At 44.6% G+C, this 26,505-nt stretch carries 22 protein-coding genes and 1 riboswitch; of the genes, 20 read left to right on the forward strand and 2 right to left on the reverse strand.

All coding sequences use genetic code 11. From position 1 onward, the window contains the following. The first annotated feature begins 28 nt into the window (after nucleotides 1-28). The 16 genes from fliG to ACWI_RS04110 all read left to right on the forward strand — a co-directional run bounded on the left by fliG (nucleotide 29) and on the right by ACWI_RS04110 (nucleotide 19,576). On the forward strand, nucleotides 29-1,033 hold the full coding sequence (gene fliG, locus ACWI_RS04035) for a flagellar motor switch protein FliG (RefSeq protein WP_070370149.1): 1,005 nt from the start codon (nucleotides 29-31) through the stop codon (nucleotides 1,031-1,033). After that, on the forward strand, nucleotides 1,026-1,808 hold the full coding sequence (locus ACWI_RS04040; protein WP_139142312.1) for a FliH/SctL family protein: 783 nt from the start codon (nucleotides 1,026-1,028) through the stop codon (nucleotides 1,806-1,808). Before fliG ends, ACWI_RS04040 begins: the two co-directional genes overlap by 8 nt. A gap of 12 nt (nucleotides 1,809-1,820) precedes the next feature. Continuing rightward, on the forward strand, nucleotides 1,821-3,125 hold the full coding sequence (gene fliI / locus ACWI_RS04045) for a flagellar protein export ATPase FliI (protein ID WP_070370151.1): 1,305 nt from the start codon (nucleotides 1,821-1,823) through the stop codon (nucleotides 3,123-3,125). Continuing rightward, nucleotides 3,122-3,571 carry a flagellar FliJ family protein gene (locus ACWI_RS04050; RefSeq protein ID WP_070370152.1) on the forward strand — a complete coding sequence of 150 codons (450 nt, stop codon included), beginning with the start codon at nucleotides 3,122-3,124 and terminating at the stop codon, nucleotides 3,569-3,571. Before fliI ends, ACWI_RS04050 begins: the two co-directional genes overlap by 4 nt. 35 nt (nucleotides 3,572-3,606) lie before the next feature. Further along, a complete protein-coding gene (gene trxB, locus ACWI_RS04055) occupies nucleotides 3,607-4,524 on the forward strand; it encodes a thioredoxin-disulfide reductase (protein ID WP_070370153.1) in 918 nt (305 codons plus the stop codon). A gap of 265 nt (nucleotides 4,525-4,789) precedes the next feature. Beyond that, complete coding sequence (rpoN, locus tag ACWI_RS04060) at nucleotides 4,790-6,241, forward strand: RNA polymerase factor sigma-54 (RefSeq protein ID WP_070370154.1); 1,452 nt, start codon at nucleotides 4,790-4,792, stop codon at nucleotides 6,239-6,241. A gap of 186 nt (nucleotides 6,242-6,427) precedes the next feature. Continuing rightward, the gene (locus tag ACWI_RS04065; RefSeq protein ID WP_084633486.1) at nucleotides 6,428-7,489 is read left to right on the forward strand and encodes a sugar-binding transcriptional regulator; all 1,062 of its coding nucleotides are present in this window, start codon (nucleotides 6,428-6,430) and stop codon (nucleotides 7,487-7,489) included. Between the two features lie 55 nt (nucleotides 7,490-7,544). Then, entirely contained in the window at nucleotides 7,545-8,549 is a 1,005-nt protein-coding gene (gap, locus tag ACWI_RS04070; RefSeq protein WP_070370155.1) for a type I glyceraldehyde-3-phosphate dehydrogenase, read from the forward strand. 119 nt (nucleotides 8,550-8,668) lie between these two features. Further along, on the forward strand, nucleotides 8,669-9,859 hold the full coding sequence (locus ACWI_RS04075) for a phosphoglycerate kinase (protein ID WP_070370156.1): 1,191 nt from the start codon (nucleotides 8,669-8,671) through the stop codon (nucleotides 9,857-9,859). 10 nt (nucleotides 9,860-9,869) lie between these two features. Then, complete coding sequence (gene tpiA, locus ACWI_RS04080) at nucleotides 9,870-10,607, forward strand: triose-phosphate isomerase (protein WP_070370157.1); 738 nt, start codon at nucleotides 9,870-9,872, stop codon at nucleotides 10,605-10,607. Between the two features lie 223 nt (nucleotides 10,608-10,830). After that, nucleotides 10,831-12,366 carry a 2,3-bisphosphoglycerate-independent phosphoglycerate mutase gene (gpmI, locus tag ACWI_RS04085; RefSeq protein WP_070370158.1) on the forward strand — a complete coding sequence of 512 codons (1,536 nt, stop codon included), beginning with the start codon at nucleotides 10,831-10,833 and terminating at the stop codon, nucleotides 12,364-12,366. 125 nt (nucleotides 12,367-12,491) lie between these two features. Next, complete coding sequence (gene secG / locus ACWI_RS04090) at nucleotides 12,492-12,722, forward strand: preprotein translocase subunit SecG (RefSeq protein WP_070370159.1); 231 nt, start codon at nucleotides 12,492-12,494, stop codon at nucleotides 12,720-12,722. Nucleotides 12,723-12,771: 49 nt separating this feature from the next. Beyond that, complete coding sequence (locus ACWI_RS04095) at nucleotides 12,772-14,751, forward strand: sodium-translocating pyrophosphatase (RefSeq protein WP_070370160.1); 1,980 nt, start codon at nucleotides 12,772-12,774, stop codon at nucleotides 14,749-14,751. A 219-nt stretch (nucleotides 14,752-14,970) separates the two neighbouring features. After that, entirely contained in the window at nucleotides 14,971-15,621 is a 651-nt protein-coding gene (locus tag ACWI_RS04100) for a hypothetical protein (protein WP_070370161.1), read from the forward strand. A gap of 15 nt (nucleotides 15,622-15,636) precedes the next feature. After that, complete coding sequence (clpB, locus tag ACWI_RS04105; RefSeq protein ID WP_070370162.1) at nucleotides 15,637-18,240, forward strand: ATP-dependent chaperone ClpB; 2,604 nt, start codon at nucleotides 15,637-15,639, stop codon at nucleotides 18,238-18,240. Between the two features lie 238 nt (nucleotides 18,241-18,478). Continuing rightward, complete coding sequence (locus tag ACWI_RS04110; protein WP_070370163.1) at nucleotides 18,479-19,576, forward strand: glycerol dehydrogenase; 1,098 nt, start codon at nucleotides 18,479-18,481, stop codon at nucleotides 19,574-19,576. An 88-nt stretch (nucleotides 19,577-19,664) separates the two neighbouring features. Here the strand turns inward: ACWI_RS04110 and ACWI_RS04115 are convergent, their stop codons facing one another. Beyond that, nucleotides 19,665-20,684: an aldo/keto reductase gene (locus tag ACWI_RS04115; protein WP_070370164.1), complete on the reverse strand. Its 1,020-nt coding sequence runs from the start codon at nucleotides 20,682-20,684 to the stop codon at nucleotides 19,665-19,667. Nucleotides 20,685-20,881: 197 nt separating this feature from the next. Here ACWI_RS04115 and ACWI_RS04120 point away from each other — a divergent pair, with 197 nt between their 5' ends. Then, the gene (locus ACWI_RS04120; RefSeq protein WP_070370165.1) at nucleotides 20,882-22,219 is read left to right on the forward strand and encodes a glucose-6-phosphate isomerase; all 1,338 of its coding nucleotides are present in this window, start codon (nucleotides 20,882-20,884) and stop codon (nucleotides 22,217-22,219) included. A 189-nt stretch (nucleotides 22,220-22,408) separates the two neighbouring features. Further along, nucleotides 22,409-22,484: riboswitch (cyclic di-GMP riboswitch) on the forward strand. Nucleotides 22,485-22,508: 24 nt separating this feature from the next. Further along, nucleotides 22,509-24,017, forward strand: coding sequence for a putative bifunctional diguanylate cyclase/phosphodiesterase (locus tag ACWI_RS04125; protein WP_070370166.1), 1,509 nt, complete (start codon nucleotides 22,509-22,511; stop codon nucleotides 24,015-24,017). Nucleotides 24,018-24,058: 41 nt separating this feature from the next. On the opposite strand, the gene ACWI_RS04130 is transcribed toward ACWI_RS04125, so the two are convergent. Next, nucleotides 24,059-24,517: a LiaF domain-containing protein gene (locus ACWI_RS04130; protein WP_070370167.1), complete on the reverse strand. Its 459-nt coding sequence runs from the start codon at nucleotides 24,515-24,517 to the stop codon at nucleotides 24,059-24,061. A gap of 179 nt (nucleotides 24,518-24,696) precedes the next feature. Between ACWI_RS04130 and ACWI_RS04135 the strand changes: the two genes are divergently transcribed. Both ACWI_RS04135 and ACWI_RS04140 read left to right on the forward strand, forming a co-directional pair. Next, nucleotides 24,697-25,203 carry an HD domain-containing protein gene (locus ACWI_RS04135; RefSeq protein ID WP_070370168.1) on the forward strand — a complete coding sequence of 169 codons (507 nt, stop codon included), beginning with the start codon at nucleotides 24,697-24,699 and terminating at the stop codon, nucleotides 25,201-25,203. Nucleotides 25,204-25,268: 65 nt separating this feature from the next. Continuing rightward, on the forward strand, nucleotides 25,269-26,462 hold the full coding sequence (locus tag ACWI_RS04140; protein WP_070370169.1) for an isocitrate/isopropylmalate family dehydrogenase: 1,194 nt from the start codon (nucleotides 25,269-25,271) through the stop codon (nucleotides 26,460-26,462). Nucleotides 26,463-26,505 lie beyond the last annotated feature (43 nt).

Raw genomic sequence — 26,505 nt, forward strand, 5'->3', positions numbered from 1 at the left:
TTCATATAAATGAAGGATGTTGACAAATATGGACGTTACCCTAACACCAAGACAAAAAGCAGCCCAGGTGGTTATTTCCCTGGGAGCCGATATTGCTTCCAGCATTTATAAACACTTACAGGAAGATGAAATAGAAATCTTAACCTATGAGATTACCCGGCAGGAAAGTGTTCCGCCAGAGGTGGCAGATCAGGTTATTGACGAGTTTTATGGTCTTTGTGTCGCCCAGAAGGTCTATATTGAAGGCGGGATAACGTATGCCCGGAGTGTACTGGAAAAGGCTTTTGGTGTTCAACAGGGGAGTGCTCTGTTAGAGCGGGTGACCAAAACCCTGCGTACCAAGGCCTTTGAGTTTATCCGCAAGGCTGACTATAAAAACCTGATGAATATGATCATGAATGAGCATCCGCAAACCATTGCGTTAGTGTTATCCTATGCCCGGGCGGATCAGGCCTCGGCGATTATCTCTGAGCTGCCCAAGAGTATTCGGGTTGAAGTGGTGGAGCGGATTGCCCGGATGGATCGAACCTCACCGGAGATTATCAGACAAGTTGAAACCATTCTTGAGCGTAAATTTGAATCAGTGGTATCTTTCGATTTACTGGAAGTTGGCGGTATCAACTATATTGCTGAAATTATGAACAATATTGATCGTGGTACAGAAAAATACATCTTTGATGAACTCAGTAAAAATGATGCCAAACTGTCTGAAGAAATCAGAAAGCGGATGTTTGTATTCGAAGATATTGTCATTCTCGATTCAATGTCGATTCAACGCTTCCTGCAGGAAGTCGACACCAAAGAAATGTCCGTTGCTCTTAAGGGGGCGAATAAGGGAGTTGCAGATGTAATTTTTGCCAACATGTCCCAGCGAATGGGTGAAACCGTCAAGAGTGAAATGGAATTCCTCCATAATGTACGGGTTCGTGACGTGGAAGAAGCCCAACAGAAGATCGTTTCGGTGATCAGACGACTGGAAGAAGAAGGCGAAATCGTAACATCGAAGGGTGGAAAGGACGAGATCATTGTCTAGTATTGTAAAAGCGAAATGGGTATCTCAAACAACTGCCCCAGTGGTGATACCAATGACAGTTCAACCGGAAGCAGAAAAGAGTAGCGAAGGTCAACCGGTTTTAAACCCCGAAACCGCTGAAAGTAAAATTGACCATGATGACAGTGTCGAAGCCATGCACGCCGCCAATGAACTGATGAAAGAAGCCATTCGGGCTAGCCAGGAGATTAAGGAAAAATCGCAGGAAACCGGTTATCAGGAAGGGTTTTCCCAGGGCTATGCAACAGGGCATGAAGAAGGATTTCGGGATGGTAGCCAGGAGGGCTTTCAGGCTGGCTTAAAAGAAGGGCTTCACGAAGGCATGACCCAGGCCGCCACCGAAATTGACAACAAGCTCCAGGAGATCAATCAGTTGCTGGAAGTGATCAGCAATGAAAGACAGCAGGCGTTAGCCAATCAGGAACAGGAGTTGCTGGATATCGCTTTTGAAATCGCCAAAAAAATTATGAAACATCAGGTTCAGGAAGACCGGGATCTGTTTTTAAAATTCTTTGATGAGGTGATTCATGGCGATGAAGAGGATTTAAAAATCTATTTATCGGAAAACCAGAAAACCCTTGATCTCCATATAAACAAAGAAATGTCAGAAAAATTAAAGAAGCTGGCTAAAAAGTCTAAAGTGATCATCCTAAAGGATGAGGATAAGATCATGGTGGAAACCAATGATTCGGTCATTGATATGAGTCTGCCGGTACAATTAGAGCAATTGGAGAAAGCCATCGAACAGAGTTCGTAACTGGAGGCAAAAATGAATAAATCTGAGATTTGCAAAGCCATTCAACGGGCAGAAACCTATCATTATTTTGGCAAAATTGAAAAAGTTGTGGGAATGATGATTGAATCGGTGGGCCCGGAGTGCAGCATTGGTGATTTATGTAAAATCTTCGATCAGAATGCCGACCGCTATATTTTAGCGGAGGTGGTCGGGTTTCGCGGCAATAAAGTATTGCTGATGCCCTATGAAGAACCAGAAGGAATCAGTTTTGGAAATATTGTGGAACCGACCGGATCGTCCCTGAAGATTGGTGTGTCAGATAGTATGATTGGTCGGGTTGTCAATGCCATGGGGGAACCCATCGATGGGGGTGGCCCCATTGACGATACGATGCCCTATGATATTAACAGCACTGGTGCAAATCCCTTTTCACGACCATGTATCGACGATATCCTGGAATTTGGGGTGAAGGCGATCGATGGTCTATTAACGATTGGTAAGGGACAGAGAATGGGAATTTTTGCCGGTAGCGGCGTCGGTAAAAGTACCCTGATGGGAATGATTGCCCGTAACGTTAAAGCCCAGGTCAATGTCATCGCCCTGGTAGGTGAGCGAGGCCGGGAGGTTCGGCAGTTTCTGGAAAATGATCTGGGTCAGGCCGGTCTGGAACGGTCAGTGATCGTGGTGGCGACGTCGGATCAGCCACCGATGCAGCGAATGAAATGTGCCCTGACAGCCACGACCATTGCCGAGTACTTTAAGGATCAGGGTAATGATGTTTTGCTGATGATGGATTCGCTGACCCGTTTTGCGATGGCGCAGCGGGAAATCGGTCTGGCCACCGGAGAACCGCCGGTAGCCCGGGGTTATACGCCGTCCATCTATGCGATGATGCCAAAACTTCTGGAGCGCAGCGGGAATTTTGAAACCGGCTCGATCACCGGTATTTATACCGTATTGGTTGAAGGTGATGATATGAACGAACCGGTAGCTGATACTGTCCGGGGGATTATAGATGGGCACATCGTCCTCTCCCGTAAGATTGCCGCCAGAAATCACTATCCGGCCATCGACGTGCTCAACAGCGTCAGCCGGTTGATGTCCAACATCGTTAGTAAAGATCAGATGGAAGCAGCGTCTTCCATGCGGAATATGATGTCGGTGTATGATACCAACTACGATCTGGTCAGCATTGGTGCCTATAAAAGTGGAACCAATCCGTCGCTTGACATTGCCATTAAGAAAATTGGTGGCATTAATAAGTTTCTACAACAAAAAGTTGATGAAAAGTGTTTCTATGATGACAGCATTGAAGCCATGAAGAAGGCCGTCTTATGAAAAAATTTCAATTCCATTTAGGAAAGCTGCTTTCCTACAAAGATCAAAATCTAGAAAACGAAATGATGATATTGGGTGGGTTGACCAGACAATTAAGTGAAGAGATGGATAAACAACTGGATCTGGAAGATCAGTTGGAGAAAAGCAGAAAAAATTATGAACGGGATATGGCCGCATCGATTACCGCCACAGCTTGTCAGGTTTATCTTCACTACATGTCCTTCCTCAAAGAACAGATTCAAATTGTTGAGAAAAGAATTGATGAAATTACCGAAAAAATTGATGTTCAGATTGAAGTGGTAAAGAACTTGAAATTGGAAACCCGATCACTTGAGATCGTTAAAGAAAATCGATATGATGAGTATAAAAAAGAAATCGTCAAAGAGAACGAAAAACAGATGGAAGAATTTATCACCACCAGTAAAATTATGAATGAAGAACCCTGATTATCGGGGCAACATAAAGATGAAGAGGTGTAAAGATGCAATATGATACAATCATCGTGGGCGCCGGACCAGCCGGTTTAGCAGCTGGGATCTACGCTGCCCGGGGGGCACTAAAGGTTCTGATTATTGAAAAGGGTGGCATTGGCGGACAGATTGCCACCAGCTGGGAAATTGAAAATTATCCGGGCTCTCCCCCGGACAGTACCGGCCCCGGTCTGACTGAGCGGATGCGCCAGCAGTGTGAAGAATTCGGGGTGGAGTTTGCCACCCGAACCTATCTCCGCTTTGAGCAAACAGTCTCGGGGTTTATTGTAAAAACCGATGCCGGTAATCTGGAAACCCAGACCATCATCATGGCAACCGGAGCAGAACCCAAGCTGATTGGCTGCAAAGGAGAACGGGAACTCCGCGGGATGGGGGTCTCCTATTGTGCCACCTGTGATGCTAACTTTTTCAAAGGATTAAAGGTCGCAGTCATCGGTGGCGGTGATACAGCTCTGGAAGAAGCCTTATACCTGACAAAATTTGCCAGTGAAATTATTATTATTCATCGCCGGGATGAGCTACGGGGTGCTAAAATTTTGCAGCAGCGGATTAGAGAGAATGAAAAAATATCGATGATGCTCAGCTGCGTCGTGGAGGAAATCAAAGGCAACGGACAGGTTGAAAGCATTATCGTTAAAAATGTGGTCTCCGGTGAGTGCACTGACGTACCCATTGACGGCGTTTTCGTTTTTGTTGGTCAAAAGCCAAATTCAGAGGCGTTTGTGGGCCAGCTGGAACGGGATGCCCGGGACTACCTGATTGCTGATGATGAAATGCATACCAACATTCCGGGCATCTTTGCCGCCGGTGACATTCGCCGAAAATCGCTGCGACAAGTGGTTACCGCTACGGCTGATGGGGCCATTGCCGCTGTAAATGTGATCAAATACATTGAAGAACGCAAGTAAATTGTGATATGATTAGGACTAACGAAAGTTAGTCTTTTTTTGATGCAGGCGCTTTGATGCCATTTCAAGTGAACGAACGGGTCTGCCCACCAAAAAAAAGTCGGCTATAGTCATAGATTCCGGGCGATCAATGATCGCCCCTACAAATCGAAGTACTGGTATATCAAACCAGGCACACGTATTGCATTATTTCGTAGGGGCGATTCGTAATCGCCCGGAAGACGATTGTTTAATTTAATAAGAAATATTAGTTAACAGGTGAAAAATGAATATCAAATTTGATTTAAATATTACCCAAACCCAAAAACTGATTATGACCCAGGAGATGCGTCAGTCCATTGAGATTTTGCAGCTGACAGCTATGGAACTCAATGGTTTGATCGAAACCGAAATCATGGAGAACCCGGTATTGGAATTTAATGAAGTGTCCATTAAAGAAGTGGTACCAATTAACGAGGATGGCGGACCACTAAAAGGCGATTTGGTTAAAGAAGAACCAAATCCAGAGCCGCCGCCCAAGGAGGAAATCCAGTGGGATGAGTATTTTCATAGTATGGAAAATGCTGATTACCGGGGTCAGCTTCAGCCGATTGCTGACAATGATGATGAGTATGGGTTTGAAAAATTTACGTCCCAGGAAAAAACCCTTAACGAATATCTACATTTTCAATTTACCATGCAGGAAAAGGACTTTAGTGAAGAAGAAAAACAGATTGGTGAATATTTGATTGACTGCATCGATGATAACGGTTACCTGCTCATCGACCTGGACTATGTAAAAAACATTCTGGAAGTTGCTGAAGAGCCAATCTCAAAAATGATTGCCGTTATTCAAGGATTTGATCCCAGTGGGGTGGGATGTCGGGACATAAAAGAGTGTTTGCTGATTCAATTGCGTCAAATGGGGTATGATGATGATGAAGTGTTCATGGACATTGTCAAAAACCATTTAATTGATCTGGCTGATAACCAATTTAAGCGGATTGCTCAGGAGACTGGCTTAACAATTGAGGATGTCTATGAATTCAAAGAAGTGATCAAAACCCTGGAACCAAAGCCCGGCCGGGAGTTCTCCTGTTCGGAGCGGGTCTCGTACGTCATTCCCGATGGGAGCATCGAAATTGTCAATGATGAGTTGGTGGTGAAGGTCAATGATGTGTCAGCACCCCGACTGCGGATCAATAATTATTATAAAGGACTCCTGAAAAATTCGGATAAAAATGATGAAACCAAGCTTTATCTGGAAAAAAAGCTCGATAGTGCGGCTTTTTTAATTAAAAGCATTGAACAGCGGCGGGATACGATAAAAAAAGTGATTACCGCCATCGCCGAATCCCAGCGGGGATTTTTCTTTGAAGGTGTGGGTGATTTAAGGCCACTGACCCTTAAGACAATCGCTGAAACCATTGAAGTTCATGAGTCGACAGTCAGTCGGGCAATTCGCGGAAAGTATATTCAAACACCGAAAGGCACCTATGCGCTTAAGTTTTTCTTTAAACGGGGATACTCACAGGGTGAGGAAGACCGATCCTCCGATGCAATCAAACGATTGATTCAAGAGCTGATTGATCAGGAAGATAAGAAAAAACCCCTGAGTGATCAGCGAATATCAGAATTACTACAGGCTAAAAACCTGGATGTGGCCAGGCGAACCGTTGCCAAATATCGGGAAGCGCTTTTGATCCAACCATCCTCCAAACGAAAAGAATACCGGTAGATTGATAACCAAAAACTAATTACCGATAAATCACTAACAAATGCCTGCAGTTTTCGTAAAATTGGGTTTGGGATTATCTTTTTAGTTTTTGGTTTTTTTTAACTTGTTTTTAAATTTAAAATGGGGTATAATGATTTTGTCCCAGTGGGACAAAAGTGAGCATGTATCCGAAAGAAGGGTGATTCTGTGTCAAATCAATTAAAAATCAGTAAGGAAGTCATTGAACTTCAACAGTTGGTCGCTCCGGAAGTGAATCGTCTCATTGAAATGCGTTACAATATTTTGTCAACCATTAGCAGTGAGCAGCCCATCGGACGGAGAAATCTTGCATTTGTTCTGGATATGAGTGAGCGTCAGGTTCGTAATGAGATCGATTTTTTCCAAACCCAGAAGCTGGTTTCGGTGGAACGACAGGGTGTTGTCATCACTGATGCTGGCAACGAAGCCTTGATCCAGCTGAAGTGCCTGCTTTATACCTATAATGGTCTGGAACAGCTGGAAAAGGAACTAATGGATCGACTCCATCTCAAACGGGTGATTATTTGTCCCGGCGATATGGATATGAACTATGAAGTGTTGCGATTTATGGGACGGTCCGGGGCAAAATATGTGTTATCGGTGATGAAGTACAAAGACACCCTGGCATTAACTGGCGGCAGCTGTACAGCGGCGGTAGCTGATGAAATGCGGGAAGCCTTTTATCCTGATGTATATGTCATCCCAGCTCGGGGTGGGATCGGAAAAAGCCACTCCACCCAGGCAAATAATGTGGTGGCTGAAATGGGCCTCAAATTACATTCCAATTACGAGCTGCTTCATTTGCCGGATAACATCGACCAGCGATTACTGGAAGCATTAAAAGATTATCCGGAAATAAAAAGGGTATTTAATAAGATGGATAACATTGATATTTTCATCTTTGGTTTGGGACGTGCAGATGTTCTGGCTGACTGGCGAAATTTGTCAACAGCAGAAAAACGAAAAATTCTGGAACAGGGCGCTGTAGCTGAAGCTTTTGGTCACTACTTTGACATTAACGGTCAGGTTATTTCGCCATCCAGCACCATTGGCATTGGCACCGATAATTTTAAAAAAATACCCCATGCCATTGCGGTAGCCGGTGGGGTCACCAAGGCCGAGGCGATTATTGCAGTCAGTCGGATTCGGGAAAACATGGTTCTGATCACGGATGAAAGCGCAGCCAGAGAGATTTTAAGAAAACTGCAAACCATGTCAGATACAAAATAGCGGGTGTCTGACTGAGTATATATTCAGTAAACATTATTTTAAGGAGGCAGATAAAATGTCTGTAAAAGTAGCAATTAATGGTTTTGGAAGAATTGGTCGTTTAGCATTCCGATTAATGGCAGATAACCCGGCGTTTGATGTTGTGGCTATCAATGATTTAACCGACGCAAAAACCTTAGCGTACCTATTAAAATATGATAGCGCCCAGGGAAAATTCAAGCAGGATGCCATCGAAGTAAAAGATGATACCATGGTGGTTGATGGAAAAGTCATCAAAATCTTTGCTGAAAGAGATCCTGAAAACTTACCATGGGGCACCATTGGTGTCGATGTTGTCATCGAATCAACTGGCTTCTTCACCGATAAAGATGGAGCTGGCAAACACATCAAAGCTGGCGCTAAAAAAGTCATTATTTCTGCACCAGCCAAAGGCGATGTTAAAACCATTGTTTTCAATGTTAATGAAAATATTCTCGATGGTACCGAAACAGTAATCAGTGGGGCTTCCTGTACCACCAACTGTTTAGCACCGGTAGCCAAGGTATTAAATGACAGTTTTGGTTTAGTTAGCGGTTTAATGACCACTGTTCATGCCTATACCAATGACCAGGCAACCCTGGATGCACCACATAAAGATTTACGACGTGGCCGTACCGCTGCGCAAAATATCGTTCCAACTTCCACTGGAGCTGCAGCCGCAGTTGGCAAGGTATTACCAGCCTTAAACGGCAAACTGGATGGATTTGCATTACGGGTACCAGTCATCACTGGCTCGCTGGTTGACCTGACCTGTGTGCTGGAAAAAGACGTGACCGCCGATGAAATTAACGCGGCAGTCAAGGCAGCCGCCAATGAAACCATGGGTTATAACGAAGAACAAGTGGTTTCTACTGACATTATCGGAATGTCATATGGTTCTCTTTTTGATGCAACCTTAACCCGGGTAATGAATGTCGAAGGTGGAAAACAACAGGTTAAGATCATTGCCTGGTACGATAATGAAATGTCTTATACTGCCCAGTTAATCCGTTTGGCAGAATATGTTGCCACAAAATTCTAATCAGCTGAACTGAGTATAAAAAATATCATTCGAAAAACTTTTCAGAAGCTTTTGCAAAACCATTGCAACTGCTTCTGAAATTGTTTATAAAGCAAATGAAAAACCGAGAGGATAAAAAGATGAGTAAAAAAACCGTATCTGATATCGATTTAAAAGGAAAAAAAGTACTAATGCGGGCGGACTTCAATGTGCCATTGGATGAAAACGGCATCATCACTGATGAAACCCGGATCACTGCCGCCTTACCTACGATTAATTATATTTTGGAACAGGGTGCTTCATTGATTTTAATGTCTCACATGGGTCGCCCCAAAAATCAGCCAAATCCCAAATATTCGTTGGAACCGGTTGCTAAGAAACTGTCGGAATTACTAAAAAAACCGGTTATCTTCAATGATGACGGCGCAGTAACCGGTTCGGTAACGGTTGCCGCCGCAGCGGGACTGAAACCCGGTGAGGTGTTATTGCTGCAAAATACCCGTTTCCGAGCAGAAGAAGAGAAGAACGATCAGGGCTTCTCTAAAGAACTGGCCGACCTGGGGGATGTCTTTGTCAATGATGCCTTCGGAACGGCTCACCGGGCGCATGCTTCAACAGTTGGGATCGCAGAGTTTTTACCGGGCGTTTCGGGTTTTCTGATTCAGAAAGAACTGGATTTTATGGGAAAAGCTCTGGAAAACCCGGAACGGCCCTTTGTGGCGATTCTTGGTGGGTCAAAGGTTTCTGACAAAATCGGAGTCATTAACAATCTGCTGGAAAAGGTTGATACCCTGATTATTGGTGGCGGCATGGCCTTTACCTTCCTGAAAGCTCAAGGCTATGAAATTGGCAAGTCGCTGCTGGAAGAAGATAAGTTGGAGCTGGCAAACGAGTTGGTGGCAAAAGCCAAAGCCAAAGGCGTCAACCTGTTACTGCCGGTGGATGTGGTCGCAGCTGAAGCCTTTGCGGCTGATGCGCCTTTTGTGGTAGTGGATATCAATGCCATCCCGGCCGGTTCGATGGGACTGGATATTGGCCCGGTAACGGCGGCTAGCTTTACAAAAGCAATTCTGGGCGCTAAAACTGTGATCTGGAACGGCCCCATGGGGGTATTTGAAATGGCGGCCTTTGCCAAAGGAACCGAAGCTGTTGCCAAAGCGATGTCTGATTCTGATGCGATTACCATTATCGGCGGTGGTGATTCCGCAGCAGCAGTAAAAATCCTTGGCTATGAAGAGGGCATGAGCCATATTTCTACCGGGGGTGGTGCTTCACTGGAATTCCTGGAAGGTAAAAAACTGCCCGGAATTGAAATCTTACAGGATAAATAAGGAGACTAAAATGCGAAAACCAATTATTGCCGGAAACTGGAAAATGAATAATGATAGTTTCGAAACCGAAAAATTGATGAATACCCTGTTGCCATTGGTGGCCGGGGCCGAAGCGGAGGTGGTTTTTTGTCCCACCTATCTGGGTCTGCAAAAAGCGGTGGAACTGGCTAAGGATTCCAACGTTGGCATTGGCGCTCAAAACATGCACTTTGAAAAAAGTGGTGCTTATACGGGGGAAGTTTCTGGTGAGATGCTAAAGGCCATCGGCGTTAAATATGTTTTGATTGGCCACTCAGAACGGCGGGAATATTTTAACGAAACGGACGAAACCGTTAATAAAAAAGCCATTAAAGCTCTGAGCCTGGGGATTACCCCAATTGTCTGCTGTGGTGAAACCCTGGAAGAACGGGAGAGCGGCAAAGCGGAAGCCAAGGTGGTCGGTCAGATGGAAGCCGGACTCAAAGGCATTGACGACATCACCAAGGTGGTAGTTGCCTATGAACCAATCTGGGCCATCGGCACCGGTAAAACAGCCAGCAAGGAAGAAGCTAACGAAGCCTGCGGATGGGTTCGAAAGACGATTGCCAAAATGTTTGGCGAAGACGCTGCCCAAAAAGTCCGGATTCAGTACGGCGGTTCCGTTAATCCCGAAAACATCAAAGACTTGATGGCCATGGACAACATCGACGGCGCTCTGGTTGGCGGTGCCTCCCTTAAACCGACTTTCTCGGAGATTGTGAAGTTTTAGTTTTAAATCAATTGCGTGGTGCGGGCGATTACTAATCGCCTCGACTAACTAAAAATTTATTGCGATGCTTAACTGATACTCAAACGTCATGCATTATTTCGTAGGGGCGATCATTGATCGCCCGAAACGTCGATGAAATTTCAAACGAACGGAAGTGAACAATGATCGCTTTGATGTCAGTTTTTTATGGAGATAAAATATTTCAACCGAAAGGTGTGATCATATGAATAAAAATTTAACGGCCCTGATTATTCTGGATGGCTACGGTTTTACCAGATGTACCGAGGGCAATGCTGTTGAACAGGCCCAAACTCCGTTTCTTGACACTATCTCCCGGGACTGCCCGCATACCCTCATCACTGCCAGTGGCCTTGGCGTTGGTCTGCCCGAAGGTCAGATGGGTAATTCTGAAGTCGGTCATTTAAACCTGGGTGCTGGCCGGATCGTGTATCAGGAATTGACTCGGATTACCAAGTCCATCGAAGATGGCGATTTTTTTACCAATGAAGCGTTTCTGGCCGGGATTAAATCGGCCAAACAAAAGGGTGGAGCCCTACACCTGATGGGCCTGTTGTCTGATGGTGGGGTGCACAGTCATGAATGTCATCTCTACGCCTTATTGAATCTGGCCAAAAAACAGGGATTAGATCGGGTTTATGTTCACTGTCTGATGGATGGCCGGGATACGGCTCCTGACAGTGGCCTGGGCCATGTCAAGTCATTGGAAGCCAAGATGGCTGAATTGGGAGTCGGCAAAATTGCCACCATCATGGGTCGTTACTATGCCATGGATCGGGACAATCGCTGGGATCGGGTCGAAAAAGCCTATGATGCCATGACCGTGGGTACTGGCAACCATGCCGCCTCAGCTGTCCAAGTCATGGAAGAAACCTATGCTGCCAAGATAACTGACGAGTTTGTGCTGCCGACGATTATTGACACGGCCGAAGATAAAACCATTAAGGCCAATGATAACATCATCTTCTTTAATTTCCGCCCTGACCGGGCCAGAGAATTGACCCGGGCTTTCATCGATCCGGAGTTTAAGGAATTTGAGCGTAAAACCGGCTATCTGGGGCTTTATTATGTGACTATGACCCAATACGATAAGTCTTTTGAAAATGTCGCAATTGCTTATAAACCGGTGACGATTGACAATACCCTCGGCGAATATCTCAGTAATCTGGGTATTTCCCAACTGCGTATTGCCGAAACCGAAAAATACGCCCATGTCACCTATTTCTTCAATGGCGGTCTGGAAAAACAATATCCGCTGGAAGACCGGATTCTGGTACCGTCCCCGCACGTAGCCACCTATGATCTGCAGCCGGAGATGAGTGCCTATGAGGTAGCCGATAAAGCTGTAGCGGCCGTTGAAAGCGAGAAGTATCAGTTGATGATTCTTAACTTTGCCAATGCCGACATGGTCGGACATACTGGCATTTTTGAAGCGGCCGAAAAGGCAGTGGAAGTGGTGGATGCCTGTGCCAAAAAAGTCATCGATGCGATTCTGGCAAAAGGGGGGAAGGTGATCGTCACTGCCGATCACGGCAATGCCGAAAAAATGATCGACTACGAAACCCACATGCCGTTTACGGCCCATACCTCCAACCAGGTTAAGTGTATTCTACTGGGTGATGGCGATGTTGCCTTGCGAGACGACGGTCGTCTGGCAGATGTGGCCCCGACGCTACTGGATCTGATGGGGCTGGCTAAACCGGCCCAAATGACCGGAGAAACCCTGATTAAGGAAAAATAAAGCAAAAATGCAAAAACTGTGACCGTTTACATAGGAAAAGTCTCGATTGGGACTTTTTTTATGATTGAAAATGTTTTTTGGTTATGATATTATAACGTGCACGATTATTTACGGAGGTGATACTAATGAAAGAAGCTTTACTGGTCGTTTTACTGATTTCCAGCTTGGTTCTGATTGCAGCAATACTGTTGTCGCCAGGAAAAACAGCCGGGATGTCAGGAGCCATCGCAGGTGGTGCTGAGACCTTATTTGGAAAGAAAAAAGCCAAGGGATTTGAGGGTGTTTTAGAAAAAGCAACCAAAATCTCAGGTGTTTTATTCATGTTGTCGGCATTCGTTTATTCAATCGTATCATAACAGGCATCTGAATTAGAGGGATGCAAAAACTTACAGGGGGAAATTGAGAATGGAATTATTGTTTCTGGCTCCAGCCATTGGAGTCGTGGCGTTGCTTGTTGCGCTTATTTTTGCAAAACGCGTAACTGCAGTTGACGCCGGTACAGACAGAATGAAAGAGATCGCTGGTTATATCCACGAAGGTGCGATGGCATTTTTAAAACGTGAATATAAAATGATCGCAATTTTTATCGCTGTCTTATTTATTATTTTAACCGTTACACCTGGTTTGGGGATTATGACTGCAGTCTGTTTCCTGGTTGGGGCTATTTTTTCAATCCTGGCCGGATTCTTCGGAATGCAGGTAGCCACTAAAGCCAATGTCAGAACTGCCAATGCTGCTAAAACCAGCGGGATGAATAAAGCCCTTTCAGTGGCTTTTTCCGGTGGTGCGGTTATGGGTATGTGTGTAGTTGGTCTGGGCCTTCTGGGTGTTAGTGCACTCTACTTACTATTTGGCGATGTTACTATTGTAACCGGTTTTGGTCTGGGTGCTTCTTCAATTGCATTATTCGGTCGTGTTGGCGGTGGTATCTATACCAAAGCAGCTGACGTTGGTGCGGATCTAGTTGGTAAGGTTGAAGCTGGTATTCCGGAAGATGACCCGCGTAACCCGGCAGTTATCGCTGATAACGTCGGTGACAACGTTGGTGACGTCGCTGGGATGGGATCAGATTTATTTGAATCATATGTCGGTTCAATTATCTCGGCCATCACTTTAGGTGCGTTAGCACTTGATGGTTATGATGGGATCTTATTCCCAATGCTGTTAGCCGCCGTTGGTATTTTTGCTTCAATTATTGGTTCTTTCTTTGTTCGCGGTAAAGAAGGTTCGAACCCGCAGCGTGCCCTGGACATGGGAACCTATGTCAGTGGGATTCTGGTGGTGATTGCGTCTTACTTCCTGTCGAATTATTTTACACAAGGAACTGAGTATGACAAATCATTTATTGCGATCGTTGCTGGCTTAGTGGTCGGGATTGTTATAGGTAAATTAACTGAGTATTATACTTCGGATCATTATAAACCGGTACAACACATTGCCCAGCAATCAGAAACCGGTCCAGCTACTACCATTATCAGTGGTCTGTCAGTGGGGATGAAATCCACCATGTTCCCGATCTTAGCGATGGCCGTTGGTATTTTCGTTGCTTATACTGCTGCAGGTCTGTTTGGGATTGCGTTAGCAGCAGTCGGAATGCTTTCTACTTGCGGCATGACCATTGCTGTTGATGCGTATGGCCCCATTGCCGATAATGCCGGTGGGATTGCCGAAATGGCCGAAATGCCTAAAGAAGTGCGACAGATCACCGACAAACTTGATGCCGTTGGTAACACGACTGCCGCCATCGGTAAAGGTTTTGCCATTGGTTCAGCTGCTCTGACAGCCTTGGCGCTGTTTGCATCCTATGCTCAAACCGTTGGTTTAGAGAGCATTGATATCTTAAACCCCAATGTTATCATCGGGATGTTTATCGGTGGGATGCTGCCATTTTTGTTCTCAGCCTTAACCATGGAAGCGGTTGGTTCTGCTGCCAACGAAATGATCGAAGAAGTGCGTCGTCAGTTCCGGGAATTCCCGGGCATTATGGCTGGTACTGAAAAACCGGATTATGCCAGATGCGTTGATATTTCAACTGCTGCAGCCTTAAAACAAATGATCGTACCAGGTTTAATGGCAGTGGCTGCTCCTTTGGCAATGGGTCTGATCCTGGGTGCGGACGCTTTAGGCGGTTTATTAGCCGGTGCATTGGTTACCGGGGTATTAATGGCTATCTTTATGGCGAATGCCGGTGGCGCTTGGGATAATGCCAAGAAATTCATCGAAGGCGGCGCTCATGGTGGAAAAGGCAGTGATGCTCATAAAGCCGCTGTTGTTGGCGATACCGTAGGTGATCCGTTTAAAGATACTTCAGGACCATCGATCAATATCTTAATCAAATTGATGACCATCGTATCATTAGTATTTGCTCCATTATTCCTAATCTAATAAAAAATAATCTTTCCGTAAAAAAAGAACCTGAATGCCAGACGGCATTCAGGTTCTTTTTGGGTTGGGGCTGAGGTTAAGGGTAAAATAATTGGGTATGCAGTAATAGAAATAAACTTAAATAAAGCTGAGCAAAACAAAAAAATGTAATCTGAAATACATAAATAGATTGACGAATTAAATTTATAATACTATAATTTATTTAAAATGAGTGATGATATGATAAAAAGTGTATACAGTTTAATGCTATTCGATGAAATAGTTGAGAAGATAGATCAAATCGCCTATGAAAATAATACCAACCGCTCCCAACTGATCAATGATATCCTGGCCGAAAAAATCGGACTGGTGACCCCGGAACAAAAAATCCAGAAAATCCTGGAACAGCTGGATGAAAACTTCAGTGATACCCTGTCAGTGAGCCAAATTAATAAAAACTCCAGTATCCAATTCGGCAAAAGTCTGAAATATAAGTATCGCCCCAAGGTTCGTTACAGTTATGAATTTATCAGCAGTAAGCGGGGCAAGTATGCAGTACTGAAAATCAGCTCCCGAACCAAATCTGAAAATTTAAATGATCATTTTGACGAGTTTTTCAAGCTGATTGCTGACATTGAAAAAGCGCAGCAGGGAGATCATCGGGATTTAGTAGAAAATTTGACAAATCATAAGTTTATTCGGGCGTTTGAGGATGAGGCGGAGTTGACCCAGGATATTGAAACAGTCACTGATAACCTGACCCGTTATCTAAAAATGATCGACCGGGCGATGAACGTCTATTTTTCGAAGGTTGATGAAGCCGGGGTTAAGGATCTCACCAATCTTCTGGAGAACATATATCGTGAAGATTATAAAAAAAATAACCAATAAAAAAGAGGTACAATTATGGATATGAATTTATTCACCCAAAAATCATTAGAAGCAATCAAAACGGCAGAACTGATCGCCGGAGAATACAACCACATGGAAATCGAGCCGGAACATCTGCTGATGGGGTTGATCACTCAGGAAAACGGAGTGGTCGGACGGATCTTTGACCGGCTGGGTAAGAATTCCCACACCATTGCCGAAGAACTGCGTCGGGAAATCGGCAAAATGCCCAGTGTTTCCGGCCCCGGTCGGGAACAGGGAAAGGTCTACATCAGCAGTGACACCGATAAGGTCTTAAACGAATCGTACAAAGAAGCCAAAAAACTCGATGACCAGTATATTTCTGTGGAGTGTATCCTACTGGCGCTATACAGTATCGGTAAAAAATCCAAGGCTGTGGAAATACTGGAACGTTATGGCATTACCAAGAAAGAAGTCGAAAATATTCTAAAAGAAGTACGAGGCGGCCAGCGGGTGGTTAACGATCATCCTGAGGTTACCTATGAAGCCCTCAGCCAATATGGGCACGATCTGGTACAGGATGCCATTGATAACAAACTTGATCCGGTTATTGGCCGGGATGCTGAAATTCGCCATGCGATTCGGATCTTAAGCCGTAAAACCAAGAACAATCCGGTATTGATTGGGGAACCGGGGGTTGGTAAAACCGCTATCGTCGAAGGTCTGGCGATGCGAATCGTTGCTGGCGATGTACCGGAAGGTCTCAAAGACAAACGAATTATTGCCCTGGATCTGGGGGCTCTAGTGGCCGGAGCCAAATACCGCGGTGAATTTGAAGAACGGCTTAAAGCGGTTTTAAAAGAGGTGGTCGACAGCAACGGCGAAATCGTCCTGTTTATTGACGAGCTTCATAATATTGTTGGTGCCGGTAAAACTGAAGGCGCCATGGATGCTGGCAATATGCTAAAGCCAATGCTGGCCCGGGGGGAACTCCATTGTATTGGGGCCACCACCCTGGACGAATACCGTCAGTATATTGAGAAAGATCCGGCGCTGGAACGCCGCTTCCAACCAGTTCTGGTGGATGAACCAACCGTCGAAGACACTATTTCAATTCTTAGAGGTTTAAAAGATACCTACGAACGTTACCATGGCGTTCAGATTCTCGACACCGCTTTGGTGGCCGCCGCCACCCTGTCCAACCGCTATATCTCGGATCGATTTTTACCGGATAAAGCCATCGATCTGATTGATGAAGCCTGCGCCAAGATCCGCACCGAAATGGACTCCATGCCGGAGGAAATGGACGAGGTGCGCCGCAAAATGATGCAGTTGGAAATTGAAGAAGTGGCCCTCAAAAAAGAAAAAGATACACTCAGCAAAGAACGGCTGGAACGACTCCAAAAAGAACTGGTGGAATATAAAGAGCGCTTTAACACCATGAGTATGCAATGGGAAAACGAAAAGCAGTCAGCCGATACGCTAAAAGCCCTCCAGGAAGAACTCAATCAGCTCACCTACGAGCGGGAAAAAGCCATTCGCGAAGGGGACTACCGCAAAGCCTCCGAATTGGAATATGGCTTAATTCCCGAAAAAGCCGCTAAAATTGAGGAGATCAAACGAAAAGCTGATGAAAAAGGCGATGAAGACAGTCTCAAGCGTGAAAAAGTTACCGAGGAAGAAATCGCTGAAATCATCTCCGATTGGACCAATATCCCCCTTAGTAAGCTGGTCTCAGGCGAGCGGGAAAAACTACTGGCTTTGGAAGATACCTTAAAACAACGGGTTATTGGTCAGGAAGAACCAATCCTGAAAGTGGTTGATGCCATTATCCGTTCCCGGGCCGGGATTAAAAACCCCAACAGCCCGATTGGCAGCTTTCTGTTTCTGGGCCCCACCGGGGTCGGGAAAACCGAGCTGGCCAAGGCGGTTGCCGCCACCCTCTTTGACAGCGAAGAAAATATGATCCGGATTGACATGAGTGAGTACATGGAAAAATTTTCGGTATCCCGCCTAATCGGGGCACCTCCGGGATATGTTGGTTATGAAGAAGGTGGACAGCTCACCGAAGCAGTTCGTCGCAAACCCTATAGTGTAATTTTGCTGGATGAGATTGAAAAAGCCCATAAAGATGTTTTTAATATCCTGCTACAGATCCTCGATGATGGCCGGATTACTGATTCCCAGGGGCGCACCGTCGATTTTAAAAACACCATCATCATCATGACCTCCAACATCGGTTCGGAATATTTACTGGAAGGGATCAATACGTCTGGTGAAATTACCGAAGAAACAGAGGCGGCTGTGATGGAATTATTAAAGAGCTATTTCCGACCGGAGTTTTTAAATCGAATTGATGAAATTGTGCTTTACAAACCACTCAACAAGAAAGCGATCAGCCAGATTGTCACCCTGCTTTTAAACGATTTGCAAAAACGACTGGAAGAACGCCGCATCACGGTTACGCTGACTAAGGAAGCGATCGATGCCGTTATCGACATGGGTTTTGACCCGGCCTATGGGGCCCGACCGCTGAAACGCTACCTGCAAAAACACATCGAAACCATGGTTGGTAAAGAAATTATCAAGGGCAATGTCCACGAAGGTCAGGCTATTACCATCGATGTCGATCCCAACGGGGAATTCTATATGGCCTAAAGTAAAAGAGATCAACTGACCCGCTTCGGGTTGGTTGGTCTTTTTTTGGTGCAGGATGCTTGATTGAAATAGTTATAGCTGGAAACAAAAAATTACCAATTGCATTAAGAACCGGTTAAAAAAATAAAATCAGACCAGAAATAGTATCAGCGCTGGCCTGTTTTTTTTAGATGATAACGAATTCATAGCTGGAATTATTTGATATAATAATAACGAAAAAAATTTTCGGAGGTAGAAAATGCAAAAGATTATTATGTCTCCCAGCCGTTATGTTCAAGGTGCCGGAGAAGTTGGTAAATTGCCGGAACATGTTGGAAAATTTGGAACATCTGCGCTTGTTTTAATGAGCGGAACCATGATGCGAACCAAAGCGGAGGAATTGAAAGCCAGTTTCGAAGCAGCGGGAATTAAATTCACACCCGAAAAGTTTAACGGTGAGTGTTCAAACGTTGAAATTGCCCGTCTCCAGGAAATCGTCAAAGCCCAAGGTTGTGATGTGGTTGTTGGTATTGGTGGCGGAAAAACCCTGGATACAGCCAAAGCGACAGCCCATTATGAAAAACTGCCAGTCGTGATTGCACCATCCATTGCTTCCACTGATGCGCCCTGTTCAGCTTTATCCGTTATTTATACTGAAGACGGCGTGTTTGATGAATATCTGGTTCTACCTAAAAACCCTGAGATTGTCGTGATGGATACTGACATCATCAAAGCGGCTCCAGCCCGACTTTTTGTCGCTGGGATGGGAGACGCATTGGCTACCTATTTTGAAGCCCAGGCCACCGTGGATTCCAACGGAACCACCATGTCAGGCGCACATCCGACCAAATCGGCACTGGCTTTGGCAAAATTATGCTATGATATTTTAATTGAAGACGGCTTAAAAGCAAAGCTGGCGGTTGAAGCAGCAAGCTGTACTCCGGCGGTGGAAAATGTTATTGAAGCCAATACCTACCTCAGCGGGGTTGGGTTTGAAAGTGGCGGCCTGGCTGCTTGTCATGCCATACATAACGGTTTAACCGTATTACCGGAGTGCCACCATATGTATCATGGTGAAAAAGTTGCCTTCGGAACCCTGGTTCAATTGGTGATGGAAAACCGCTCCATGGAAGATATTGAAGAAGTGATTGATTTCTGTTTATCTGTTGGCTTGCCAATTACGCTGGGTGAACTCGGGTGCACCGAACCAACCCCGGAAAAAATCATGGCAGTGGCAGTTGCAGCGGCAGATCCTGCCGAAACGATTCATAATATGCCTTTTGATGTCGATGCCGACACCGTATACGCTGCGATTATGGCAGCCGATGCCTTGGGTCGCTTATACCTGTGTGACTAAGAAAGCAAAATATATGAAAATAAAAAAGGTCACAATCTCACCAGTTGGGGGATTGTGGCCTTTTTAACAGCGTTGCGGGATGGAGACACTAGAGCAGCGGGTCAAACAGGTCTCGGGTTTTTTTGAGCATATCCCGGATGGGCAGATCATAGGGACACCGGGGTTCGCATTCGCCGCACTGGATACAGTCTGACGCATTGGCAACAAAGCTGCGATAACGATCCAGGGCCCATTCCTCAAGATCGTAGCGGCGGTAATAACCTTCAACAATAAACTGCATTGGGATGTCAATGCCCTGGGGACAGGGGGCGCAATAACCGCAACGGCGACAGAAGGTTTTTCCCAGTGCCTTGGCATCGGCTTCAAGGGTTTCTCGTTCGTCATCGGTCAGCGGCACAAAATCGTTGCCGACTCGGGTATTTTTTAGAACCTGTTTGACTGAATCCATACCGGGTATCAATACTGAAATATTGGGATTTTCAGCTACCCAGCGCAGGGCGTAATTAGCGTGGATAAAAGCGCCGCCAGCCAGTGGTTTCATAATAATGACCCCGACATTTTTTGATTTGGCTTTTTCAAAGAGCGGTGCTCCACGGTTTTCGACAATATTATAAGGAAACTGAATGGTCTCAAATTTATCCTCATCCAGAGCACGATCGAGAACTTCATAAGAGTGGGAGGTAATGCCGATATGTTTAATCAGCCCCTGTTTTTTACAGTCGACCAGCGCATCATATCCACCCCCGGGGCTCATAATAGTTTCATAATCGGTCATCGTTTTGGCATTATGGAACTGATACAAATCGATGGTATCGGTTTGTAACTCGGCCAGACTGGTTTTAACATCAGCCATTACCTCATCATAGCTGAGTTTTGGGGTTTTTGTAGCCAGGTAAAAATGTTCCCGACCCCATTGTTTCAATGCTTCCCCGATCATTTCTTCACTGTTGGTGTAAGCTCTGGCAGTGTCAATAAAATTAACGCCTTCTTCAATAAGGTTTTCAACAATTTCGTCAACTTCCCATTGGTTACAGCGTTGGATTGGAATGCCACCAAAGCCAATAAGGGATACTTCTAATCCGGTTTGTCCCAGTACTCGCGTTTCCATTTTACACCTCTTCTTTTCTTGGTTTTGCCCATTTTATCATATCAAATCACAAAAGTCATCTGTTATGCGGGAATTGGCTCAAAGATCCGTTGCATTTCAACTTTCTTTCAGGTTGGTAGATGAACATTAATTGACACTCCAATCGCTGATGGTGTAAAATGAAAATATGTTAATAGTTAAGAAAGAAGGTAAGAATTATGAGTATTCGTTTCGATCTCTCTTATGCAAATATAGATTCCAGTGAGTTTGAAAGCCGCTATCAACAGTTGGCTCAAGCCAATGATGACTTGAACAATAAAACTGGGGTGGGCAATGATTTTCTGGGCTGGGTGGACTATCCGATCAAATATGATCAGGATGAATTTGTCCGGATTAAAGAGGCTGCCGAAAAAATTAAAGAGCGTTGCGATGCGTTGGTGGTGATTGGTATCGGTGGTTCCTATTTAGGCGCAAAAGCAGTCATTACAGCCCTGACCAGCCCTTTTTACAATGAAGAACCCCGAGCAGTACGAAAAGCCCCTAAAATATATTTTGCCGGTCAGAATATCAGTGGAAAATATCTGGAAAAGTTGCTGGCACTGCTTGCGGATCAGGATGTCTGTGTCAATGTTATTTCGAAATCCGGGACAACCACGGAACCGGCCATCGCCTTTCGGTTTTTCAAACAGTTTTTGGAAGATAAGTATGGCAAAGCGGGGGCACAGGAGCGGATCTTTGTGACAACGGATGCCGCCCGGGGAGCCTTAAAGTTTATGGCTGATGAAGAAGGCTACGAAACCTTCGTGATTCCCGATGATATTGGCGGTCGTTACTCCGTTTATACCGCCGTCGGTTTGCTGCCCATTGCAGCAGCGGGGATTGATATTGATGCGCTGATGGACGGCGGAAAATCTGGCTATGAGGAGTATAACAAACCGGAGTTTGAAAAAAACCCCTGTTTCCAATATGCATTATATCGGAATGTCCTTTACAGCCGCAGCAAGAATATTGAGATTTTAGTGGATTATGATCCCTCGCTGGAGTATCTGGCGGAGTGGTGGAAACAATTATTTGGCGAAAGTGACGGCAAAGATGGCAAGGGTCTTTTTCCGGCTTCGGCGCATTTTTCCACCGATCTCCATTCGCTGGGGCAGATGATTCAGGATGGTCCCAAAAACCATTTTGAAACCGTAATTGTCATCGAAGAAGATCAATCGGATCTCAAAGTTTTCCGGGACGAAAAGAATCTGGAAGGACTTAACTACCTCACCGGCTGGGAAATCGATGCCGTCAATGAAAAAGCCTTTATGGGCACCCTGCTGGCTCATGTTGATGGCGGAGTCCCCAATGGGATCATCCGACTTAAAAAACTGGATGCCTTCCATATTGGCAAACTGATTTATTTTTTCGAAAAAGCCTGTGGCTTAAATGGTTATTTACTGGGGGTTAATCCTTTTGATCAGCCCGGAGTGGAAGCCTATAAAAAGAATATGTTTGCCTTGCTGCATAAGCCTGGTTATGAAGATCTGACTGCCGAATTGGAAGAACGGCTATAGACAATCACAGCGTCCACAAAAGAATCGGCTATTCTTTGCGATAGTGGCAACGAAAGAATGAAAAATTGAATATTTAGCACACGACAGATCGTTACAATTGTGATACAATATTAAAAAAAATAATACAAATTGTCGATTAACGTTCCTGAAAAAACGCCAAAAAATATGGTTCTTCGGCATAAAAAATACTGAATTACAGGGCAAAACTGTTGTGAAATAGTGACGCAAAGCTAAAGGGACTTTCTTAAGTCAGCCAGTTACTCAAATAGATTTAACGATTTAGGAGGTAATGGTGAAGAAATATGACGAAAAAAAGTTTTTAATCCTCAGCTTTGCGTTGTTTTTTTTGGTCATGATGATGGGCTTCATTAATTTTGTGGCTTTAACACAGGAGTCTTACGAGATAATTCTGGGGACGCTTCTCTATGGTCTGGCGTTTATGGGTCTCTTTGTGATCAGTTTAAGCAGTAATCTTGCCATCGGTACCTTTAAAAAAGAAATCCAGCGGCTTAAACAGCTCCAGGATTTTGATTTTTTAACGGGTTGCCCCAACTGGATCACGTTTAAAAAAGAATGTGAACGAATCCTGGACACAGATAATAGCCATGATTATGCGATGGTTATCTTTGATATCGATAAGTTTAAGGCCATCAATGACTTATACGGGCACCAGACCGGTAATGAAATCCTCACTGCTATCGCAAAAATATTAGAAAAGTATCTCAATGAAGAAGAGCTTTTTGCCCGAATGGCCACCGATAATTTTTGTATTTTAATGAACTATGAGGGCTATGGAGAGTTTTCTCAGAGGCTGGAAAATTTAATTCGCAAAATCAATAGTTACTCTCAGAAATTTATCGTCAGCATCTCTATGGGTATCTATCTGATTGGCGAAACGGAGTTGGATATCAATGCGCTTAGTGATCGTGCCAATATGGCGAAACGGTCGATCAAAGATAATTCCCAGATTAGCTATGCATTTTATGAAGAGTCCATGCGGGTTGCACTGATTCTTGAAAATGAAATTGAAAACAGAATGGAAAAAGCATTGGCAAGTGGCGAATTTGAAGTTTATCTTCAGCCCAAATATCTGTTTTCGGACGAACAGATTATTGGTGCCGAGGCGCTGGTGCGCTGGAATGATCCCGAGCGGGGGATGCTGCCACCCAATGAATTTATTCCCTTGTTTGAAAAAAATGGGTTTGTCAAAAAAATTGATACCTATATGTTTGAAGCGGTGTGCAAGCTACTGGCCAAATGGCAAAAAGAAATGGATCAACTGACCAATATGATTATTTCGGTTAATTTTTCCCGGCTTCATCTGGAAAATATGCTGTTACCGGAAGAATTGCTGGCTATTACCAATCGTTATCAGATCGATCCTAAAATGATCGAAATTGAGCTGACCGAAGGTACGATTTTTAATAATGATGTCCAGATGGTTGAGATTATGAATCATTTAAAAGATTTTGGATTTCATATTTCCATTGATGATTTTGGTCGGGCCTATTCATCTCTCAACACCTTAAAAAACCTACCAGCGGATATTTTAAAATTGGACAAGGCTTTTTTCAGCGAATCGACGGATAATGCCCGGGGAGAGAAGATCATTACCAGTATGTTGAACATGGCCAAGGATCTGGATCTGATTACCGTGGCTGAAGGGGTGGAAACCCGGGAACAGGTGGAGTTTCTTAAAGAGAAGGGGTGCGACATTGCTCAGGGATTTTTCTATGCCAAGCCCATGAATGTGTTTGAATTTGAAGATCTTGTTAAAGAAAAACTGAAATCAGCTTAGGCTGGATTTCAGTTTTTTTAAGTGTTTATCGCAGGCGATGATTATTCTGAAGGATTTTCAAAATTCAGACCACCACAGGTAATGTCGGCAAAAACCGAGAGGGCCACTGAATGATCGGGATCGATACAAACCGTGTGATCGGCAATTCCGCCAAATTTACAGGTATCAACAATTTTTAGCCGGAAGTTGTCAGGAACAATGATGTTTAGGCCACCATTAACGATGTTGATATCCATGCGATACGCATCTTTTTCGGTGATCACCTCTGAAAAATCAAGCTGCATGCCCCCAAAGAAGGCGCCGATTTTTATGTCCTGCATCATTTGCTTTTGGTAATCTTTCATTTTTCCGCCATAGAGAACGGCTTCATCCAGCGATTTGGGACTCTTATCCAGACTGTCTTCAAATGTTTTGGCCTTTTTTATCACACCGGCGTGATAAAGCGCCACGCTGGTGGCCAAAATAACACTGGTTCCGATGAGTATGTTTTTTATCTTCATGATTGATCCTTCCTGTTCTTTTTAATCAGTTTACCATGATTTTAAGAAGAACCGTATCTTTTTTTGTTTTTTTAAAGAACATCTCCGATAATTTTAACTAAAAATAAAGGTATTATGCTATAATATTCGAAGCATCTGTTCAGCATTGCTGAATAAATAAGAGCAAATGAAAGGTCTCAATGGAAACAAAAAAGTATTATGATGAGTTTGAAACCATTGTTGGCGATATTATAACACACAGTGAATTCCAAAAATTAAGAGAAATTGATCACCATGGCAATGGTTTGTATGAACATTCAGTCGCAGTTGGATATTACTCCTATCGCGTAGCCAGATTTTTAGGTATGGATTATGCCTCCATTGCCCGGGGCGCAACCCTCCATGATTTTTTTCTGGAGTCCTGGCAGGGAAAGGTGAAAACCGGAAAGGGCTTGGATCGAATCAAAGAGATGCATGGCTTTTCGCATCCTAAAACAGCCCTGGAAAATGCCGAAAAATATTTTGATATTGATGAACGTCAGGCCGACATGATCGTCAAGCACATGTTTCCACTGACGCCTGTTCCACCAGCAAATTTAGGCAGCTGGGTTGTGACGGCAGTGGATAAATTTGTGGCTACTCATGAACTGGTTTTTAAAAACACCCAGCCCATCAAACGGCTTAAAAGTATGATGTCCAAAGCTTAAGGCAATAGATAGTGCCTTAAGAATGATATATGACCCTAATAAATTGATTTGACGGAGGATAGAACTTGATCGAAGAACAAATTGAACGAGCAAAAGCCCATTTTGGAGAGCTGATTAAAGAACAACTGACCCGCATCGAAAAAATGGCGATTCAAAAGGATTTTACTGATTTTACAACAAAAGAACAGATTATCATCGGTGTTGTCGGTGGTGATGGCATTGGGCCATTTATTACAGCTGAAGCCCAACGGGTATTGGAATTTTTATTGGCCGATGACGTTAAAACGGGCAGAATTGTCTTTAAAATCATCGACGGTTTGACCATTGAAAATCGGGCCGTCTGCGGCAAAGCGATTCCGGATGAGGTTTTAGCAGAACTCAAAACCTGTGATGTAATCTTAAAAGGACCAACAACTACCCCCCGGGAGGGTGACCCCTGGCCAAATATCGAAAGTGCCAACGTGGCGATGCGTCGAGAATTGGATTTATTTGCCAACGTTCGACCCGTATCGGTACCGGAAAAGAATATTGACTGGACCTTCTATCGGGAAAACACTGAAGGAGCTTATGCTGTTGGCAGCAAGGGCATCCATGTCAATGATGATCTTGCCATTGATTTCACCGTCACGACCCAGGAAGGTTCAGAGCGAATCATCAAGGCCGCCTTTGATTTTGCGGAAAAATCCGGTAAAAATAAAGTGACCGTAGTGACGAAAGCCAACGTTATCAAAACCACCGATGGTAAATTTTTAGATACGGCTAAAGCGATTGCCAAAAACTATCCCACTGTTGAAATGGATGACTGGTACATCGATATCATGACCGCCAAACTGGTGGATGAAAAACGACGTAGTCAGTTTAAGGTGATGGTTTTACCAAACCTCTATGGTGATATCTTAACTGATGAAGCGGCTGAGTTTCAGGGTGGTGTCGGTACGGCTGGATCAGCCAATATCGGCAAACAATATGCCATGTTCGAAGCGATTCATGGATCAGCGCCACGAATGGTGGAAGAGGGTCGGGGGCAATATGCCGATCCCTGTAGCATTATTCGGGCCGCCGGGATGTTGCTGGTGCATATTGGTTACAATGAAAAAGCTGAGCAGCTTCAAAAAGCTTTGGACATTTGCGGACTGTACGAGAAAAAACTGGTGCTCACCGGACGGGAAACAGGCGCCACGGGTTCAGAGTATGCCGACTATGTCATGGAAACTTTGTCCAATCCCAACCTGGACGCAATTTATGAAAAATTTATATAACTGATGAGGGCGTCTTTTGAGACGCCCTTTTTTTGCGGCAACG

It is taken from the genome of Acetobacterium wieringae, assembly GCF_001766835.1.
Classification (GTDB): Bacteria; Bacillota; Clostridia; order Eubacteriales; family Eubacteriaceae; genus Acetobacterium; species Acetobacterium wieringae.

Bases quoted from the DNA above. Each gene is read 5' to 3' on its own strand.
- fliG (WP_070370149.1), top strand. From the start codon at position 29: ATGGACGTTACCCTAACACCAAGACAAAAAGCAGCCCAGGTGGTTATT.
- fliI (WP_070370151.1), top strand. From the start codon at position 1,821: ATGAATAAATCTGAGATTTGCAAAGCCATTCAACGGGCAGAAACCTAT.
- ACWI_RS04050 (WP_070370152.1), top strand. From the start codon at position 3,122: ATGAAAAAATTTCAATTCCATTTAGGAAAGCTGCTTTCCTACAAAGAT.
- trxB (WP_070370153.1), top strand. From the start codon at position 3,607: ATGCAATATGATACAATCATCGTGGGCGCCGGACCAGCCGGTTTAGCA.
- rpoN (WP_070370154.1), top strand. From the start codon at position 4,790: ATGAATATCAAATTTGATTTAAATATTACCCAAACCCAAAAACTGATT.
- gap (WP_070370155.1), top strand. From the start codon at position 7,545: ATGTCTGTAAAAGTAGCAATTAATGGTTTTGGAAGAATTGGTCGTTTA.
- ACWI_RS04075 (WP_070370156.1), top strand. From the start codon at position 8,669: ATGAGTAAAAAAACCGTATCTGATATCGATTTAAAAGGAAAAAAAGTA.
- tpiA (WP_070370157.1), top strand. From the start codon at position 9,870: ATGCGAAAACCAATTATTGCCGGAAACTGGAAAATGAATAATGATAGT.
- gpmI (WP_070370158.1), top strand. From the start codon at position 10,831: ATGAATAAAAATTTAACGGCCCTGATTATTCTGGATGGCTACGGTTTT.
- secG (WP_070370159.1), top strand. From the start codon at position 12,492: ATGAAAGAAGCTTTACTGGTCGTTTTACTGATTTCCAGCTTGGTTCTG.
- ACWI_RS04095 (WP_070370160.1), top strand. From the start codon at position 12,772: ATGGAATTATTGTTTCTGGCTCCAGCCATTGGAGTCGTGGCGTTGCTT.
- ACWI_RS04100 (WP_070370161.1), top strand. From the start codon at position 14,971: ATGATAAAAAGTGTATACAGTTTAATGCTATTCGATGAAATAGTTGAG.
- clpB (WP_070370162.1), top strand. From the start codon at position 15,637: ATGGATATGAATTTATTCACCCAAAAATCATTAGAAGCAATCAAAACG.
- ACWI_RS04110 (WP_070370163.1), top strand. From the start codon at position 18,479: ATGCAAAAGATTATTATGTCTCCCAGCCGTTATGTTCAAGGTGCCGGA.
- ACWI_RS04115 (WP_070370164.1), bottom strand. From the start codon at position 20,684: ATGGAAACGCGAGTACTGGGACAAACCGGATTAGAAGTATCCCTTATT.
- ACWI_RS04120 (WP_070370165.1), top strand. From the start codon at position 20,882: ATGAGTATTCGTTTCGATCTCTCTTATGCAAATATAGATTCCAGTGAG.
- ACWI_RS04125 (WP_070370166.1), top strand. From the start codon at position 22,509: ATGGTGAAGAAATATGACGAAAAAAAGTTTTTAATCCTCAGCTTTGCG.
- ACWI_RS04130 (WP_070370167.1), bottom strand. From the start codon at position 24,517: ATGAAGATAAAAAACATACTCATCGGAACCAGTGTTATTTTGGCCACC.
- ACWI_RS04135 (WP_070370168.1), top strand. From the start codon at position 24,697: ATGGAAACAAAAAAGTATTATGATGAGTTTGAAACCATTGTTGGCGAT.